This is a genomic window from Acidovorax sp. sif1233, assembly GCF_019218755.1.
Classification (GTDB): Bacteria; Pseudomonadota; Gammaproteobacteria; order Burkholderiales; family Burkholderiaceae_C; genus Acidovorax.
In genome coordinates this window covers 1-15,235 of the sequence record NZ_JAHUWZ010000003.1, presented here as the reverse complement: position 1 = coordinate 15,235, position 15,235 = coordinate 1, and the positions used below count along the sequence as shown (strand labels likewise).

Here is a 15,235-nt window from a genome sequence, read left to right as displayed (position 1 = left end):
GAGGCTCTACATGGTGGGATTGGTTGGAAGCTGGCAGCAACTTGGCCGCTGGACACTCACGGCATGTGGCGTGCTCGCATGCATGTCCGTACTGCAGGGGTGTGCGACCAACAACAGCATGTCCACCGTGGATACCAATGCGGGATTGGTCACTCCGTCCGATGAGCCTGAAACGCGGCGCCGTGCCCGCATCCGCCTGGAGCTTGCATCCAACTATTTCGAGAACGGCCAGACCGCCGTGGCGCTTGATGAAGTCAAGCAGGCGCTGGCGGCCGATCCCACGTATTCCGACGCCTTCAACCTGCGCGGCCTCATCTACATGCGGCTGAACGATTTTGCGCAGGCGGACGACAGTTTTCGCAGGGCGCTGGCGCTCAGGGGGAACGATCCCAACCTGTTGCACAACTACGGCTGGTTGCTCTGCCAGCAGCAGAAGTACGCAGAAGCGGACCAGCAATTCGGGCGGGCGCTGGCCAATCCTTCCTACACCGCGCGCAGCAAGACACTCATGGCACGCGGGCTTTGCCAGTCGGGGGCCGGTCAGTTCGCCGAAGCCGAGCAGTCACTGCTCAAGGCCTATGAATTGGATGCCGCCAACCCCGTGGTGGGCTACCACCTGGCTGCGCTTTTGTTGCGGCGCAACGAGCTGACCCGCGCCCAGTTCTATATCCGGCGGCTGAACAACAGCCAGTTTGCCAACTCCGAGTCGCTGTGGCTCGGAATCAAGGTGGAGCGTGGCCTGGGTGACTCCGTGGCCATGAAGCAGCTGGCGGAACAGTTGCGCAAGCGTTTCCCGGATTCGCGGGAACTGGGGGCATACGAGCGTGGGGCTTTCAATGAGTGAGGTTCTGGAGAGTGGTGGAATGACGGCGGGTGGATTGCTCAGGGAAGCGCGGCAGGCATCCGGCATGCACATTGCCGCCTTGGCCGTGGCGCTGAAGGTGCCGGTCAGCAAGCTGGAGGCGCTGGAGGCCGACAACTACGAGGCGCTGCCTGATACGGTGTTTGTGCGGGCGCTGGCATCCAGCATCTGCAGGACACTCAAGCTCGATCCTGCGCCCGTCCTGTCGCTGTTGCCGCAAAGCAAGAGTCCGCGTCTGGCCACGGACAGTGCCGGTCTCAATGCACCCGTGAAGGGCGGTTCTGGCAAGTCGTCTTCGTCCTCGGGGTCCTTTTCGGGATCCACTTCGCGGTCCGTCACCTTGGTGGTGCTGGCGCTGCTGGTGGGAGCTCTCGTCCTTGTTTTCTTTCCCCGCCAGCAGGACGGGACGACGAGCACGACAGGCGCAGTGCAGGCACCTGCCCCGGTGACGGCCGCTCCTTCGGTCATCGCGGAACCTCAGGCCAGCCCCGCACCCACAGAAGTATCGAGTGCCGCGACCGGCGTTGCCGAGCGCAAGCCGGAGAGCCCCGCGCCAGTTGCGGCGGGGCGCCCCGATGCAGCCGCGCCCGCGGCTGCCAATGGTGTTGCATCGGCCCCGGTGGCGGCCGCCAGCGCAGCCGCACCCCCCGCAGGTGCGCTGGTGCTGCGCGCGCGCAGTGAATCCTGGGTGCAGGTGCGGGACTCCGCAGGCGCGGTAGCGCTGCAGCGCAATCTGGTCGCGGGCGAGTCGGTGTCGGTCGCCGGGTCGATGCCTTTGGCGGTTGTCATCGGACGCGCGGACGTGACGGAGGTCTTCGTGCGCGGAAAGCCTTTCGACCTGACGACTGTGTCGCGTGAAAACGTTGCTCGCTTCGAGGTGAAATAGTGGAACAGGTATCTGGTGATATGGGGCCCATTGCGATTGCATCCCCTTTGCCTCGGCGCTCACGCCAAGCCAGGATCGTGTGGGGATCCCGTGTCGTGACGGTGGGCGGCGATGCGCCCGTGCGCGTGCAATCCATGACAAATACCGATACGGTGGATGCCATCGGCACGGCCATACAGGTCAAGGAGCTGGCGCAGGCGGGTTCGGAGTTCGTGCGGATTACCGTGAATACCCCCGAGGCCGCGGCGGCGGTGCCCTATATCCGGGAACAACTGGACCGGATGGGAGAAAGTGTGCCGCTCGTGGGAGACTTTCACTACAACGGGCACCGGCTGCTCACGGATTTTCCCGATTGCGCACAGGCGCTGTCCAAGTACCGCATCAATCCGGGCAATGTCGGCAAGGGTGACAAGAGGGACCGGCAGTTTGGCCAGATGATCGATGCCGCCATGCGGTGGAACAAGGCGGTACGCATCGGGGTGAATTGGGGCAGTCTCGATCAGGATCTGCTGGTGGACCTTATGGACGCCAACAGCCGCCGGTCCTCGCCCTGGGAGGCGCGCCAGGTCATGTATGAGGCGCTCATCACGTCGGCCATCGAGTCCGCTCGCCGGGCCGAGCAGATGGGGCTGGATGGCAATCAGATCATCCTGTCGTGCAAGGTCAGTGGGGTGCAGGATCTGATTTCCGTCTATCGTGAGCTCGCACGCCGCTGCGACTATGCGCTGCATCTGGGGCTGACGGAAGCGGGCATGGGAACCAAGGGCACGGTGGCGTCGGCAGCCGCGCTGTCGGTTCTGCTGCAAGAAGGCATCGGCGATACCATTCGCGTGTCCCTGACGCCCCAGCCCGGGGAGGCGCGCACGCAGGAGGTGGTGGTCGCCTCCGAGATATTGCAGGCGTTGGGTCTGCGTATGTTTGTCCCCAGCGTCACGGCATGCCCGGGCTGTGGCCGCACCACAAGCACGACCTTTCAGGACCTGGCCAAGCAGATCGACGATTTTCTGCGTGCCCAGATGCCCGTATGGCGGGTTCGTTATCCCGGCGTCGAGAATCTGCGCGTCGCCGTGATGGGGTGCATCGTCAACGGTCCTGGCGAAAGCAAGCACGCAGACATCGGCATCAGCCTGCCCGGTACGGGTGAGGCGCCTGCGGCCCCTGTGTTCATTGATGGCGAAAAGGCCCTGACTCTGCGCGGCGAGAACATTGCCAATGAGTTCCATCAGATCGTCGAGCAGTACATTGAAAAGCGTTTCGGTGCCGGGGTTCCCGCCGCCTGACCCGCTGCATCCGCGCCGACAGCCCTTGCTCGGCCCCCGCAGTGGGGCCGCAAGGAAGCTCTCTCAAAATAATTGGATAAGAAAAGAACAGCTGTGAGTAACGAAAAAAGCGCCACCTCGCCCAAGCCGGAAAAGCTGGTGGCCGTGAAAGGCATGAATGACATCCTGCCTCCGGAATCTGCCCGCTGGGAGTGGCTGGAGGCCAAGGTCCGGGGCCTGATGGCGCGCTACGCCTACCGCAATATCCGTACGCCGATCGTCGAGCCCACGCCGCTTTTTGTGCGGGGGCTCGGCGAGGTGACCGATATTGTTGAAAAAGAGATGTACTCGTTCGAGGACCGTCTCAATGGCGAGCACCTGACCCTGCGCCCCGAGGCGACGGCAGGCGTCGTGCGCGCCGTGGCCGAGCATTCCATGCTGTACGACGGGGGCAAGCGCCTGTACTACATGGGGCCCATGTTCCGCCACGAGCGTCCGCAGCGCGGGCGGTATCGCCAGTTCCATCAGATTGGCGCCGAGGCGCTGGGTTTTCCGGGCGCCGAAGTCGACGCGGAACTGATTTTGCTGGCCCAGGCGCTGTGGCGTGAACTGGGGCTTCAGAATGTGCGGCTGGAGCTCAACAGCCTGGGCGAGCCCCATGAACGCAAGGCCCATCGTGCTGCGCTGATCTCGTACCTCGAGCAGCATGCCGATGTGCTGGACGAAGAAGCACGCCGGCGTTTGCACAGCAACCCCCTGCGCATTCTGGATACCAAGAACCCCGCCATGCAGGCCATCGTGGAGGCCGCACCTCGGTTGATCGATTTCCTGGGGCCGGAGTCGCTCGCGCATTTCGACGCAGTGAAGTCCATCCTGAGTGCCAATGGCGTCGCATGGACCGTCAATCCGCGCCTTGTCAGGGGCATGGACTACTACAACCTGACCGTGTTCGAGTTCGTCACCGACCAATTGGGCTCGCAGGGCACGATCTGTGGCGGCGGCCGCTACGACTACCTGATCGGTCAGATTGGTGGCAAGGCTGCGCCAGCGGTGGGCTGGGCGCTGGGGGTTGAGCGTGTGCTCGAACTCCTCAAGGAGCAGGCCAGCGCATTGCCGGCGCTGGCTCCCGATGTGTATGCGGTGATTCCCTCGGCGGCGGCGTTGCCGGTGGCGGTTGCGGCCATCGAGCGCCTGCGGCAACTCGGCGTCAGTGTGCAGATGCATGCTGCGCCCGCAGGCGGTGAAGGAATGGGCAGCATGAAGTCCCAGTTCAAGAAGGCAGATGCGAGCGGCGCGCTGCATGCGCTGGTCTTTGGCGACGATGAGCTCTCCCGAGGGATGGTTGTTGTCAAGTCCTTGCGCGATGGTGTCGGAGCGCAGGCCGAGCAACCGCTGGACTCCCTGGTCGAATGGGTGTCCCACCTACAATCCAACCGCTAAACAGAACATATTCCATGGCAAATCACCTAGATCTCGAAGAACAAGAACAGCTTGACCAGCTCAAGCATTTCTGGAATACCTGGGGCACGCTCATCAGTTCGGTACTGATTCTGGTGGCGGGCTCCCTGGTTGCGTGGAACGGATACCAGTATTGGCAAAACCGCCAGGCGAGCCAGGCCGCGGCGCTCTTTGATGCCGTGGATGTGGCTGCCCGGACGGGGGATCAAGCGCGCATGGCGCAGGCGTTTGCCGACCTCAAGGCCAAGTATTCGGGCACTACGCAGGCCAGCCAGGCCGGCCTCGCGCTCGCCAAGACGATGGTGGATGCCGGCAATGCCGATGGCGCGAAAGAAGCGCTGGCCTGGGTGGCCGCCCAGTCAGGGGATGATGGCCTCAAGGCGCTGGCCAGGTTGCGCTTGGCCAGCGTGCTGATGGACCAGAAAAACTACGATGAGGCGCTCAAGCAGGTGTCTGGCAGCACTCCCCTTGAGTTTGAAGCGGTGTTCGCAGATCGCAAGGGGGATATCTATGCCCTGCAGGGCAAGCGCACAGAGGCGATCGCGGAGTATGCGAAGGCATACAAGGCCTTCGAGGAGAGTGTGGAGTATCGGCGCCTCGTGGAAATCAAGCTTGGTGCCTTGGGGGTCTCGCCGCAGGGTATCGCGGTGGCTGTGGCTGCTCCTGTGGAAGGGGTGAAATAACCATGGCGTTCAATCGTGCAAACAACACGCCGGGCGGGCGGATGCTGCTGCGTGGCGTTTCGTCCGCGGTGCTGGTCGCCACGTTGGCCGGGTGTTCGCTGTGGAGTGGCAGCAGCTCCAAACCCGTACCTGCCGATCTGGGGGCCAATGTCGCTGTCCTGGGTGTGCGGCAGGCATGGACAGCGCGCATCGGCAATGTTGGAGGATTTCCGCTGGAGGTCCACTCCGCAGGCAATGTGGTGACCGTGGCATCCGCTGACGGTGTGGTGGCTGCGATCGATGCGCGCACCGGTGGAGACGTATGGCGCACCGCACTGGCCGAGCCCTTGTCCGCGGGTGTGGGAAGCGATGGAAAGTCTGCGGCTGTCGTGTCCCGCAGCAACACGTTGATTGTTCTGGATGCCGGCCGTGAGCGTTGGCGGCAATCCTTGGCTGCGCAGGTATTCACGCCCCCCCTGGTCGCTGGCGGGCGTGTCTTTGTGCTGTCGACGGATCGGTCGCTGGCCGCCTACGATGCTGTGACGGGGCGCAAGCTCTGGAGCCAGCAGCGCCCTGGAGACCCCTTGGTCTTGCGCCAAGCCGGCGTACTCCTGGCTGTGGGAGATACCTTGGTGGCGGGTTTTGCCGGCCGCCTTGTGGGTTTGAACCCGGACAACGGCAGCGTTCGCTGGGAGGCGCCGCTGGCCAGCTCGCGCGGTACCAATGATGTCGAACGCCTGGTGGAACTGGTCGGCCGTACCAGCCGGGTAGGGGACTCCGTCTGTGCACGGGCCTTCCAGTCGGCTGTGGGTTGCGTCAATACGGCCAGAGGCGCGGTGGCCTGGACGCAGCCGGCCAGTGGAGCCGATGGAGTGCACGGCGATGGCGAAGCGCTGTTCGGGGCCGAGAGCAATGGCACGGTGATTGCGTGGCGCCGCAGCGACGGCTCACGCCTGTGGGCGACGGACAGGCTCAAGCACCGCAAACTGACAGCGCCTTTGCTGCTGGGACGCTCGGTGGTGGTCGGGGACGATGCAGGCCTCGTTCATCTGCTTTCCCGTGCGGACGGTTCTCCGCTTAACCGCATTGCCACCGATGCATCCGGCATAGCTGCGGCGCCCGCTGTCGCTGCCGATACGCTGGTGGTGGTCACGCGAAACGGTGGCGTCTACGGATTCCGTCCTGATTGATGGATCTTATTCAATGAAGCCAGTTATCGCCCTCGTCGGGCGTCCGAATGTCGGCAAGTCCACGCTTTTCAACCGTCTGACCAAGTCTCGCGACGCCATCGTGGCGGATTTCGCCGGGCTGACGCGGGACCGGCATTACGGCAATGGCAAGCAAGGCAAGCACGAGTACATCGTCATCGATACAGGGGGCTTCGAGCCTGATGCATCGAGTGGCATCTACAAGGAGATGGCCAAGCAGACGCAGCAGGCCGTTGCCGAGGCCGATGTGGTCATCTTCGTGGTCGATGCACGTGCCGGCGTTTCTGCGCAGGACCATGACATTGCAAACTACCTGCGCCGCCTTGGCAAACCCTGTGTGCTGGTCGCCAACAAGGCGGAGGGCATGCTGGAAGGTGTGCAGCTGGCAGAGTTTTATGAGCTGGGGCTGGGCGAGGTGTATCCCGTGTCCGCGGCGCATGGGCAGGGTATCCGCAGTCTGGTTGATATCGCCCTGGAACCCCTGCAGCTTCCTGAGCCGGACGACTCCGAGGCCGGCTCCGACAAGAGCATCATCAAGCTTGCCGTCGCAGGGCGGCCCAATGTCGGTAAATCGACGCTGATCAACACCTGGCTTGGTGAGGAGCGCCTTGTCGCGTTTGACATGCCAGGCACGACCCGGGATGCCATCACCGTGCCATTCGAGCGCAATGGCCAACGCTTCGAGCTGGTCGATACGGCGGGGTTGCGCCGCAAGGGCAAGGTGTTTGAGGCGATCGAGAAATTTTCGGTCGTGAAGACCCTCCAGGCCATTGAATCGGCCAACGTGGTTCTGCTGCTGCTGGACGCGACCCAGGGGGTCACGGATCAGGATGCGCACATCGCAGGCTACATCCTTGAAAGCGGCAGGGCCGTGGTGGTGGCTGTCAACAAGTGGGATGCCGTGGACGACTACCAGCGCCAGTTGCTGGAGCGGTCCATCGAGACCCGGCTCGCCTTTCTGAAGTTTGCCTCGATGCATTTCATTTCCGCCAAGAAGCGGCAGGGGCTGGGGCCGCTGTGGACGTCGATCGCCCAGGCGCACAAGGCGGCAACCTGCAAAATGTCCACGCCGGTGCTCACACGCCTGCTCCTGGAGGCTGTGCAGTTCCAAAGTCCCAAGCGGGCAGGCATGTTCCGCCCCAAGATGCGGTATGCACACCAGGGGGGCATGAACCCGCCGGTGATCGTGATCCATGGCAATTCGCTCGAACATGTCACCGATGCCTACAAGCGCTTCCTGGAAGGACGCTTCCGCAAAGAGTTTGATCTGGTGGGCACGCCGCTGCGGATAGAAATGAAAACCTCCCACAATCCTTTTGCCGACAAGGACGAGGCCTGATCCAAAGGCTGGAGCCCTGAAGGGCCATGCACTACCAGCCCGATTTGCCCTTCGGGCTGTGGTAAGGTGCTGGTTTACAACAACATTTTGAACACGGAGAATATCGTGAGCAATAAAGGCCAGCTTTTGCAAGATCCCTTCCTCAACGCGCTGCGTCGGGAGCATGTTCCTGTTTCCATCTATCTGGTGAATGGAATCAAGCTGCAGGGGCAGATCGAGTCATTCGACCAGTATGTGGTGTTGCTGCGCAATACAGTGACCCAGATGGTTTACAAGCACGCTATTTCCACCATCGTGCCAGGTCGCGCCGTCAATTTTTCCACCGCCGACACCCCTGATGCAGATAGCAGCAACGCTTGAGTTGTTGTTTCTGAACCGGTCTTCGCTTCTTGCACGGATGGTGCGAGAAGGCCATCTGATTTGCATGCGATGACATCTTCGCGCGTGGACGGCACCCCGGTGTTGCTGGTGGGGGTGGACTTTGGTTTTCCCCATTTTGATGGCGATCTCGAGGAATTGGGCCTGCTCGCACAGACGGCGGGCATGAACCCGGTTGGCCGCCTGACATGCAAACGCAAGGCCCCGGACGCGGCCTTGTTTGTCGGAAGTGGCAAGGCAGACGAAATTCGCACTGCGGCACAGATGCACGGTGCGGTTGAGGTGCTGTTCGATCAATCGCTCAGCCCAGCCCAGCAACGTAACTTGGAGCGTCACCTTGAGCTTCCAGTCAACGACCGCACGCTGCTGATTCTGGAGATTTTTGCCCAGCGCGCCCGCAGCCATGAGGGCAAGCTTCAGGTGGAGCTCGCGCGACTGCAGTACCTCAGTACCCGCCTCGTGCGTCGATGGTCTCACCTGGAGCGTCAGACGGGTGGGATTGGCGCACGTGGTGGCCCTGGCGAGAAGCAGATTGAACTCGACCGCCGGATGATTGGCGACGCCGTCAAGCGCACCCGCGAGCGTCTTGTCAAGGTCAAGCGGCAGCGGTCCACCCAGAGGCGGCAACGGGAGCGGCGCGACACCTTCAATATTTCATTGGTCGGCTACACCAATGCGGGCAAGTCCACCTTGTTCAATGCGTTGGTGAAGGCCCGTGCCTATGCCGCAGACCAACTGTTTGCCACGCTGGACACGACAACGCGCCAACTGTATCTGGGCGCTGCAGGACGATCGGTGTCCCTCTCCGATACGGTGGGATTCATTCGCGACCTGCCCCATGGCCTGGTGGATGCATTCCAGGCGACGTTGCAGGAGGCCATTGATGCGGATCTGCTGCTTCATGTGGTGGATGCCTCCAATCCGGGTTTTCCGGAGCAGATGGCGCAGGTCCAGAAAGTGCTGCATGAGATCGGGGCTGCGGATATTCCTCAGATACTGGTGTTCAACAAGCTGGATGCGCTGCAGGCGGAGCAACGTCCCCCGCTTCTGGAGGATCAGTACGATGTGGACGGGCAATTGTTCCAGCGCCTGTTCGTGAGCGCGCGCTCCAGCGAAGGGCTGGACACGCTTCGCCAGGCGCTTGCATCCAGGGTGGTGATTGCGGCTCAAGAAGGCATGACCCCTGGTGCCGCCATTGAATTGCCAGGGTCCGAGCCCTGATTGGGCACAATGCCAGCATTACCGATGCCATCCAGAGAACCAGAGACTTTGCGCATGAATTTCCAAAATCGCACCCTAGGCTGGACTTCGCTGCCAGCACGTATTCGGGGCATGTTCAACCTGAACGATCCCCGGTGGGGACGTGGCGAAGACAACAAGTCCGATGATGGCGCACGCCCAGAGGACCGCCCCGTTCCCCCGCCTTCGGGAAACCGAGGGGGGGACCAGCGCCCGGGCAATGGGCAGCCGCCGGATCTCGACGAACTGTGGCGCGACCTGAACCGTAAGCTGGGCGGATTGTTTGGATCCAAGAACGGCGGCGGGCGCGGGCCGGGCAACGGTGGCGGTTCGGGCGGCGGGTTCCAACCCGACATGAAGAGCGCAGGCGTTGGTGTGGGGCTGATCGCCGGGATTGTGTTTGTCATCTGGATGGGGACAGGGTTCTTCATCGTCCAGGAAGGCCAGCAGGCCGTGATCACTCAGTTTGGCAAATACAAGAGTACGGTGGGCGCGGGTTTCAACTGGCGATTGCCATACCCCATCGAGCGCCACGAGCTTGTTTTCGTGACCCAGATTCGCTCCGCCGACGTGGGCCGGGACAGCGTCATCAAGAGCACCGGCCTGCGCGAGTCGGCCATGCTCACCGAAGACGAGAACATCGTCGAGATCAAGTTTGCCGTGCAGTACCGCTTGAGTGATGCACGCGCCTGGCTGTTTGAAAGCAAGAATCCGTCGGATGCAGTGGTACAGGCCGCCGAAACGGCGGTTCGCGAAGTGGTAGGAAAGATGCGCATGGATACGGCCCTGGCCGAAGAGCGTGACCAGATTGCGCCGCGGGTCCGTGCGCTCATGCAAACCATTCTTGACCGCTACAAGGTCGGTGTCGAAGTTGTTGGAATCAACCTGCAGCAGGGCGGGGTGCGTCCACCTGAACAGGTGCAGGCGTCGTTTGACGATGTGCTGAAAGCAGGGCAGGAGCGCGAGCGGGCCAAGAACGAAGCGCAGGCATACGCCAATGATGTCATCCCGCGTGCAGTGGGCTCTGCGTCGCGCTTGAATGAGGAGGCGGCAGCTTACAAGGCGCGGATTGTTGCGCAGGCGCAAGGCGATGCGCAACGCTTCTCTTCCATTCTGGCGGAATACCAAAAATCGCCTCAGGTGACCCGTGACCGCATGTACCTGGAGGCCATGCAGCAGATTTACGGCAATGTGACCAAAGTGCTGGTCGAGTCGCGCCAGGGCTCCAATCTGCTGTATCTGCCCCTGGACAAGATCATGCAAGGCGTGGCGAGCGGAGCAGGGCCTCTGGATGCTCCGGCTGCCGCTGCGCCCGCGCCGGCGGTGGTGCCAGCCGTGCCTTCGTCCACTTTTTCGAATGACCCCCGAGCGCGTGACAGCAGTCGCACACGCGATCGTGAATCTCGCTAGGAGCTGCTCGTGAACAGAGTCGGATTTATTGCATCTACCCTCCTGGTGGTGCTGGCCCTCATGAGCTCCATGCTTTTCGTGGTGGACCAGCGCCAGTTTGGCGTGCTCTACGCGCTGGGGCAGATCAAGGAAGTGATTACCGAGCCGGGCTTGAATTTCAAGCTGCCGCCGCCTTTCCAGAACGTGTCGTATATCGACAAGCGTCTTCTGACGCTGGACAGCAGCGATACAGAACCCATGCTGACGGCTGAAAAACAGCGTGTGGTCATCGACTGGTATGTGCGCTGGCGTATCTCCGAACCCACGGAGTACATCCGCAATGTGGGGTTGGACGAAAGCGCCGGGGCCATGCAGCTCAATCGGGTAGTGCGCAATGCCTTTCAGGAGGAAATCAACAAGCGCACTGTCAAGGAACTGCTGTCTCTCAAACGCGAGGCGCTGATGGCAGATGTCAAGCGCGAAGTGCTCGAGACCGTTCGCGGGGCCAAGCCCTGGGGTGTGGACGTGGTGGATGTGCGCATTACCCGCGTCGACTACGTGGAAGCCATCACGGAATCGGTCTACCGGCGCATGGAGGCTGAGCGTAAGCGTGTCGCCAATGAACTGCGCTCCACAGGGGCGGCCGAGGGCGAAAAAATTCGGGCGGATGCAGATCGTCAGCGTGAGATAGCGATTGCCAATGCCTACCGCGATGCCCAGAAGATCAAGGGTGAAGGCGATGCTGAAGCAGCGCGCATCTACGCCGAGGCTTTTGGCCGGGACCCACAGTTTGCCCAGTTTTACCGCAGCCTGGAGGCATACAAGTCCAGCTTCAACAAGAAGACCGACGTGATGGTCCTCGATCCTTCGTCTTCGGAATTCTTCAAGACTTTCCGAGGTGGAACCTCGGCCACGGCGCCTGCCGCCGCGGCACGCAAGTGAGTTTCCCCGCCCTGGCTGTTGGTAGCTTGCCGCAGTGACTTTTGACAGCCTTTGGACGGCTCTGGCCCTCGTGCTGGTGATTGAAGGGCTATTGCCCTTCCTATCGCCACAGGGCTGGCGGCGTGCGGTCTCCCAGATTGCACTGCTGCAGGATGGCCAGATACGTTTTTTCGCATTGCTGACCATCGTTGCCGGTGTTGCCATGCTGTGGTTCTGACCTGGGCTTGGAGTCCTGGCGGTGGAGTCTCTCGGGCCTTCGCTCTCCTCCCGGTAGAATCACGGTTTTAACAGCCTCCCCTTTTCTCCATGTCTGCTTGGGTCCTTCCGGATCACATTGCCGATGTCTTGCCGTCCGAAGCGCGGCACATCGAAGAATTGCGTCGCGGGCTGCTTGATACAGCCCGTTGTTATGGCTATGAGCTGGTGATGCCTCCTTTGCTGGAGCATCTCGAATCCTTGCTGACAGGTACTGGCGAGGCGCTCGACCTCCAGACTTTCAAGCTGGTGGATCAGCTCTCCGGGCGTTCCATGGGGCTGCGGGCGGACACCACCCCCCAAGTGGCCCGCATCGATGCGCACCTGCTCAATCGCAAGGGGGTTGCTCGGCTGTGCTATTGCGGCCCCGTACTGCACACCCGGCCTGACCGTCCCCATGCCACACGCGAGCCCCTGCAGTTCGGCGCGGAGATATACGGGCATGCCGGGCTGGAGGCGGACCTCGAGGCTTTGCAGTTAGCCCGGGAGTGCCTGCGGGTTGCGGACGTTCGTGGCACGACGATCGACCTGGGGGACGTGCGGATTGTGCGCAGCCTGCTGGCTGGCGTGCCGCTGAATGCGCAGGTGTTGAGTGCCATCCATGCCGCGCTGGCTGCCAAGGACGCTGGCGAATTGGTGTCTTTGACCCGCGCTTTCCCCGAGAAGTCTCGCAAAGGTTTGCTGGCGCTGCTGCAGCTGTATGGAGATCAGGCTGTGTTGGATGAGGCTGAAAAAGCGCTCAAGCACTTTCCCGACATTCCCCTGCTGCTATCAAATTTGAAATGGCTTGCTACCCGGTTGGAGGGGGCTACCGTGACGTTTGATCTGGCCGATTTGCGTGGCTATGCGTATTACAGCGGTGCACGTTTCGCGATCTATGCACCGGGTGCAAGCGATGCGTTGGTCCGAGGCGGGCGCTATGACGAAGTGGGGGCCGTGTTCGGCAGAAACCGCCCCGCGGCAGGGTTCAGCTTGGATCTCAAGCAAGTGGTCGGCGTAGTGTCGCCGCGTGCGTTGAAGGCGGCGATCCGGGCCCCATGGGAGGAGTCCGATGAGGTCAATGCGGCCATCGCCAAACTCCGCAAGGCGGGTGAGACGGTGGTCTGCGTTCTGCCGGGGCATGAGAGCGAAGTGGACGAGTTCCACTGCGACCGGGAACTGGTGCAGGTTGCGGGCCGGTGGGTCGTGCAGGCTGTTTGAGCAATTGAAAATTGAATTGGGTTTGAGATGAAAGCAACCAAAGGTCGCAATGTAGTGGTGGTCGGGACCCAGTGGGGTGACGAAGGCAAGGGCAAACTGGTTGATTGGCTGACAGAGAGTGCCCAAGGCGTGGTCCGTTTTCAAGGCGGGCACAACGCTGGCCATACGCTGGTGATCAATGGGGTCAAGACTGCGTTGCACTTGATTCCCAGCGGCATCATGCGACCCGGGGTGAAGTGCTACATCGGCAACGGCGTCGTGCTGTCGGCAGCCAAACTGTTCGAGGAAATCGAAGGCCTTGAGAAGGCGGGTGTTGAAGTGCGGTCACGCCTGCGCATCAGCGAGGCCTGTCCCTTGATCCTTCCTTTCCATGCTGCCATTGACGTGGCGCGTGAAGCCGCGCGCGAGCAGGGCGGTACGGAGAAGATTGGAACAACAGGCCGGGGTATTGGTCCCGCGTACGAAGACAAGATTGCCCGCCGCGCACTGCGGGTGCAGGACCTGAAATACCCAGAGCGGTTTGCAGCCAAGCTGCGTGAGTTGCTGGACCTGCACAACCATACCCTCACGACGTACCTCCGCTCCGGCTCGTTCGTGTTTGGTGATGCGCTCAAGCCGTACATCCAGGATGGCAAGGTTCAGTTTGACGTGGTCTATGCAGAGGCGATGCGCCATGCCGAATTGCTCAAGCCCATGATGGCCGATGTGTCACGTGAATTGAACGATGCCCACCGCGAAGGCGCCAATCTCCTGTTCGAAGGTGCACAAGGTACGTTGCTGGATGTGGACCATGGCACCTATCCCTATGTCACCTCCAGCAACTGCGTGGCCGGCAACGCAGCGGCGGGATCCGGCGTGGGGCCTGGCATGCTGCATTACATCCTTGGCATCACCAAAGCGTATTGCACCCGCGTAGGCGGGGGACCATTTCCCACCGAGCTGGACTGGGAAGTGCCAGGTACGCCGGGTTACCACATGAGCACGGTGGGTGCTGAAAAGGGCGTGACTACTGGACGCAGCCGCCGCTGCGGCTGGTTTGATGCCGCATTGCTCAAGCGCAGTGCGCAGGTCAATGGCCTCTCTGGCTTGTGCATCACCAAGCTGGACGTTCTGGATGGCCTCGAAGAACTGTTGCTTTGCACGGGATATGAGCTCGATGGCGAACGCATTGATCTGTTGCCCATGGGGGCTGAAGACATCGCCCGCTGCACCCCTATCTACGAGACATTGCCAGGGTGGAGTGACTCCACCGTTGGTGTGACCGACTATGCCAAGCTCCCGGAAAGTGCCCGGCGCTACCTGGAGCGCATCGAACAGGTGACAGGTGTGCCGATCGACATGATTTCTACTAGTCCGGATCGGGATCACACCATCATGATGCGCCATCCCTATGTCGCTGGCTGATTGCCTTTGACCCTCGCCTCTACAGCTATACATCCAGGAGCCATTTCATGTTGACCGAAGACGGCAAACACCTCTATGTCAGTTATGACGAGTATCACAGCCTCATCGAGAAGCTGGCCCTCAAGGTGCATCAGTCGGGATGGATGTTCGACACGATCCTGTGTCTTGCACGGGGCGGGTTGCGTCCCGGCGATATCCTGAGTCGTATCTTCGACAAGCCCCTGGCCATCATGTCCACCAGCTCCTACCGTGCCGAAGCCGGCACCGTGCAGGGGCATCTGGATATCGCTCGCTTCATCACAACTCCCAAGGGTGAGATCGCTGGTAAGGTGCTGCTGGTCGATGATCTTGCGGACTCCGGCCACACTCTGCATGCCGTGATCAATATGTTGAAGACCAACTATGCTCCGATCACCGAACTGCGCAGTGCGGTGATCTGGACGAAGGGTCTGTCTACGTTCTCTGCGGACTACTCTGTGGAGTTTCTGCCGACAAACCCCTGGATTCATCAACCCTTTGAAGGCTATGACAGCCTGAGCCCCGACAAGTTGCTTGAGAAGTGGCGTGTGTAGAGAGGGCTGCGAATTCTGAAATTTCACGGACTTTCTTCTGCCTCTCTGAAATTGGTGCTATAGTCGAGGGCTTCGCTACTGAGGCGGTGCTGCAGAGATGCGGGGCGCTGGAGGTTTGGGTGATGATGGGGTCTAGGCCTTGTTGTTGCCGGGGCTGAGAAGGTGGAAGAAGAAAGTTTGGT

At 61.4% G+C, this 15,235-nt stretch carries 15 protein-coding genes; all 15 read left to right on the top strand.

What is annotated here, in order from left to right:
- Positions 1-10 precede the first annotated feature (10 nt).
- The 15 genes from pilW (at position 11) to KW843_RS11770 (ending at position 15,053) form a co-directional block, all read left to right on the top strand.
- Positions 11-844 (top strand): type IV pilus biogenesis/stability protein PilW, encoded by an 834-nt coding sequence (gene pilW, locus KW843_RS11840; protein ID WP_218295357.1) that lies wholly within the window; start codon positions 11-13, stop codon positions 842-844.
- Complete coding sequence (locus KW843_RS11835; protein WP_218295356.1) at positions 837-1,748, top strand: RodZ domain-containing protein; 912 nt, start codon at positions 837-839, stop codon at positions 1,746-1,748. Before pilW ends, KW843_RS11835 begins: the two co-directional genes overlap by 8 nt.
- A gap of 20 nt (positions 1,749-1,768) precedes the next feature.
- Positions 1,769-3,028: a flavodoxin-dependent (E)-4-hydroxy-3-methylbut-2-enyl-diphosphate synthase gene (gene ispG / locus KW843_RS11830; RefSeq protein ID WP_218295796.1), complete on the top strand. Its 1,260-nt coding sequence runs from the start codon at positions 1,769-1,771 to the stop codon at positions 3,026-3,028.
- A gap of 153 nt (positions 3,029-3,181) precedes the next feature.
- Positions 3,182-4,447: a histidine--tRNA ligase gene (gene hisS / locus KW843_RS11825; protein ID WP_218295795.1), complete on the top strand. Its 1,266-nt coding sequence runs from the start codon at positions 3,182-3,184 to the stop codon at positions 4,445-4,447.
- A 14-nt stretch (positions 4,448-4,461) separates the two neighbouring features.
- Complete coding sequence (locus KW843_RS11820) at positions 4,462-5,148, top strand: tetratricopeptide repeat protein (RefSeq protein WP_218295355.1); 687 nt, start codon at positions 4,462-4,464, stop codon at positions 5,146-5,148.
- A 41-nt stretch (positions 5,149-5,189) separates the two neighbouring features.
- Positions 5,190-6,317: an outer membrane protein assembly factor BamB gene (gene bamB / locus KW843_RS11815; protein ID WP_218295794.1), complete on the top strand. Its 1,128-nt coding sequence runs from the start codon at positions 5,190-5,192 to the stop codon at positions 6,315-6,317.
- 13 nt (positions 6,318-6,330) lie between these two features.
- Positions 6,331-7,674, top strand: coding sequence for a ribosome biogenesis GTPase Der (der, locus tag KW843_RS11810; RefSeq protein WP_218295354.1), 1,344 nt, complete (start codon positions 6,331-6,333; stop codon positions 7,672-7,674).
- A 105-nt stretch (positions 7,675-7,779) separates the two neighbouring features.
- Positions 7,780-8,034 (top strand): RNA chaperone Hfq, encoded by a 255-nt coding sequence (gene hfq / locus KW843_RS11805; RefSeq protein WP_218295353.1) that lies wholly within the window; start codon positions 7,780-7,782, stop codon positions 8,032-8,034.
- Positions 8,035-8,103: 69 nt separating this feature from the next.
- Positions 8,104-9,273, top strand: coding sequence for a GTPase HflX (gene hflX / locus KW843_RS11800; protein WP_218295352.1), 1,170 nt, complete (start codon positions 8,104-8,106; stop codon positions 9,271-9,273).
- 54 nt (positions 9,274-9,327) lie between these two features.
- Positions 9,328-10,701, top strand: a complete 1,374-nt coding sequence (gene hflK, locus KW843_RS11795; RefSeq protein ID WP_218295351.1) for an FtsH protease activity modulator HflK — start codon at positions 9,328-9,330, stop codon at positions 10,699-10,701.
- Between the two features lie 9 nt (positions 10,702-10,710).
- Entirely contained in the window at positions 10,711-11,622 is a 912-nt protein-coding gene (hflC, locus tag KW843_RS11790; protein WP_218295350.1) for a protease modulator HflC, read from the top strand.
- A 34-nt stretch (positions 11,623-11,656) separates the two neighbouring features.
- Positions 11,657-11,839 carry a DUF2065 domain-containing protein gene (locus KW843_RS11785; protein ID WP_218295349.1) on the top strand — a complete coding sequence of 61 codons (183 nt, stop codon included), beginning with the start codon at positions 11,657-11,659 and terminating at the stop codon, positions 11,837-11,839.
- An 89-nt stretch (positions 11,840-11,928) separates the two neighbouring features.
- A complete protein-coding gene (locus KW843_RS11780; protein ID WP_218295348.1) occupies positions 11,929-13,077 on the top strand; it encodes an ATP phosphoribosyltransferase regulatory subunit in 1,149 nt (382 codons plus the stop codon).
- 27 nt (positions 13,078-13,104) lie between these two features.
- Positions 13,105-14,481 (top strand): adenylosuccinate synthase, encoded by a 1,377-nt coding sequence (locus KW843_RS11775; protein WP_218295347.1) that lies wholly within the window; start codon positions 13,105-13,107, stop codon positions 14,479-14,481.
- A gap of 47 nt (positions 14,482-14,528) precedes the next feature.
- Positions 14,529-15,053, top strand: a complete 525-nt coding sequence (locus KW843_RS11770; protein ID WP_218295346.1) for a phosphoribosyltransferase — start codon at positions 14,529-14,531, stop codon at positions 15,051-15,053.
- Positions 15,054-15,235 lie beyond the last annotated feature (182 nt).

Bases quoted from the DNA above. Each gene is read 5' to 3' on its own strand.
- hisS (WP_218295795.1), top strand. From the start codon at position 3,182: ATGAATGACATCCTGCCTCCGGAATCTGCCCGCTGGGAGTGGCTGGAG.
- hflK (WP_218295351.1), top strand. From the start codon at position 9,328: ATGAATTTCCAAAATCGCACCCTAGGCTGGACTTCGCTGCCAGCACGT.
- ispG (WP_218295796.1), top strand. From the start codon at position 1,769: ATGGGGCCCATTGCGATTGCATCCCCTTTGCCTCGGCGCTCACGCCAA.
- der (WP_218295354.1), top strand. From the start codon at position 6,331: ATGAAGCCAGTTATCGCCCTCGTCGGGCGTCCGAATGTCGGCAAGTCC.
- hflX (WP_218295352.1), top strand. From the start codon at position 8,104: ATGACATCTTCGCGCGTGGACGGCACCCCGGTGTTGCTGGTGGGGGTG.
- KW843_RS11770 (WP_218295346.1), top strand. From the start codon at position 14,529: ATGTTGACCGAAGACGGCAAACACCTCTATGTCAGTTATGACGAGTAT.
- KW843_RS11835 (WP_218295356.1), top strand. From the start codon at position 837: ATGAGTGAGGTTCTGGAGAGTGGTGGAATGACGGCGGGTGGATTGCTC.
- bamB (WP_218295794.1), top strand. From the start codon at position 5,190: ATGCTGCTGCGTGGCGTTTCGTCCGCGGTGCTGGTCGCCACGTTGGCC.
- KW843_RS11820 (WP_218295355.1), top strand. From the start codon at position 4,462: ATGGCAAATCACCTAGATCTCGAAGAACAAGAACAGCTTGACCAGCTC.
- pilW (WP_218295357.1), top strand. From the start codon at position 11: ATGGTGGGATTGGTTGGAAGCTGGCAGCAACTTGGCCGCTGGACACTC.
- KW843_RS11780 (WP_218295348.1), top strand. From the start codon at position 11,929: ATGTCTGCTTGGGTCCTTCCGGATCACATTGCCGATGTCTTGCCGTCC.
- KW843_RS11775 (WP_218295347.1), top strand. From the start codon at position 13,105: ATGAAAGCAACCAAAGGTCGCAATGTAGTGGTGGTCGGGACCCAGTGG.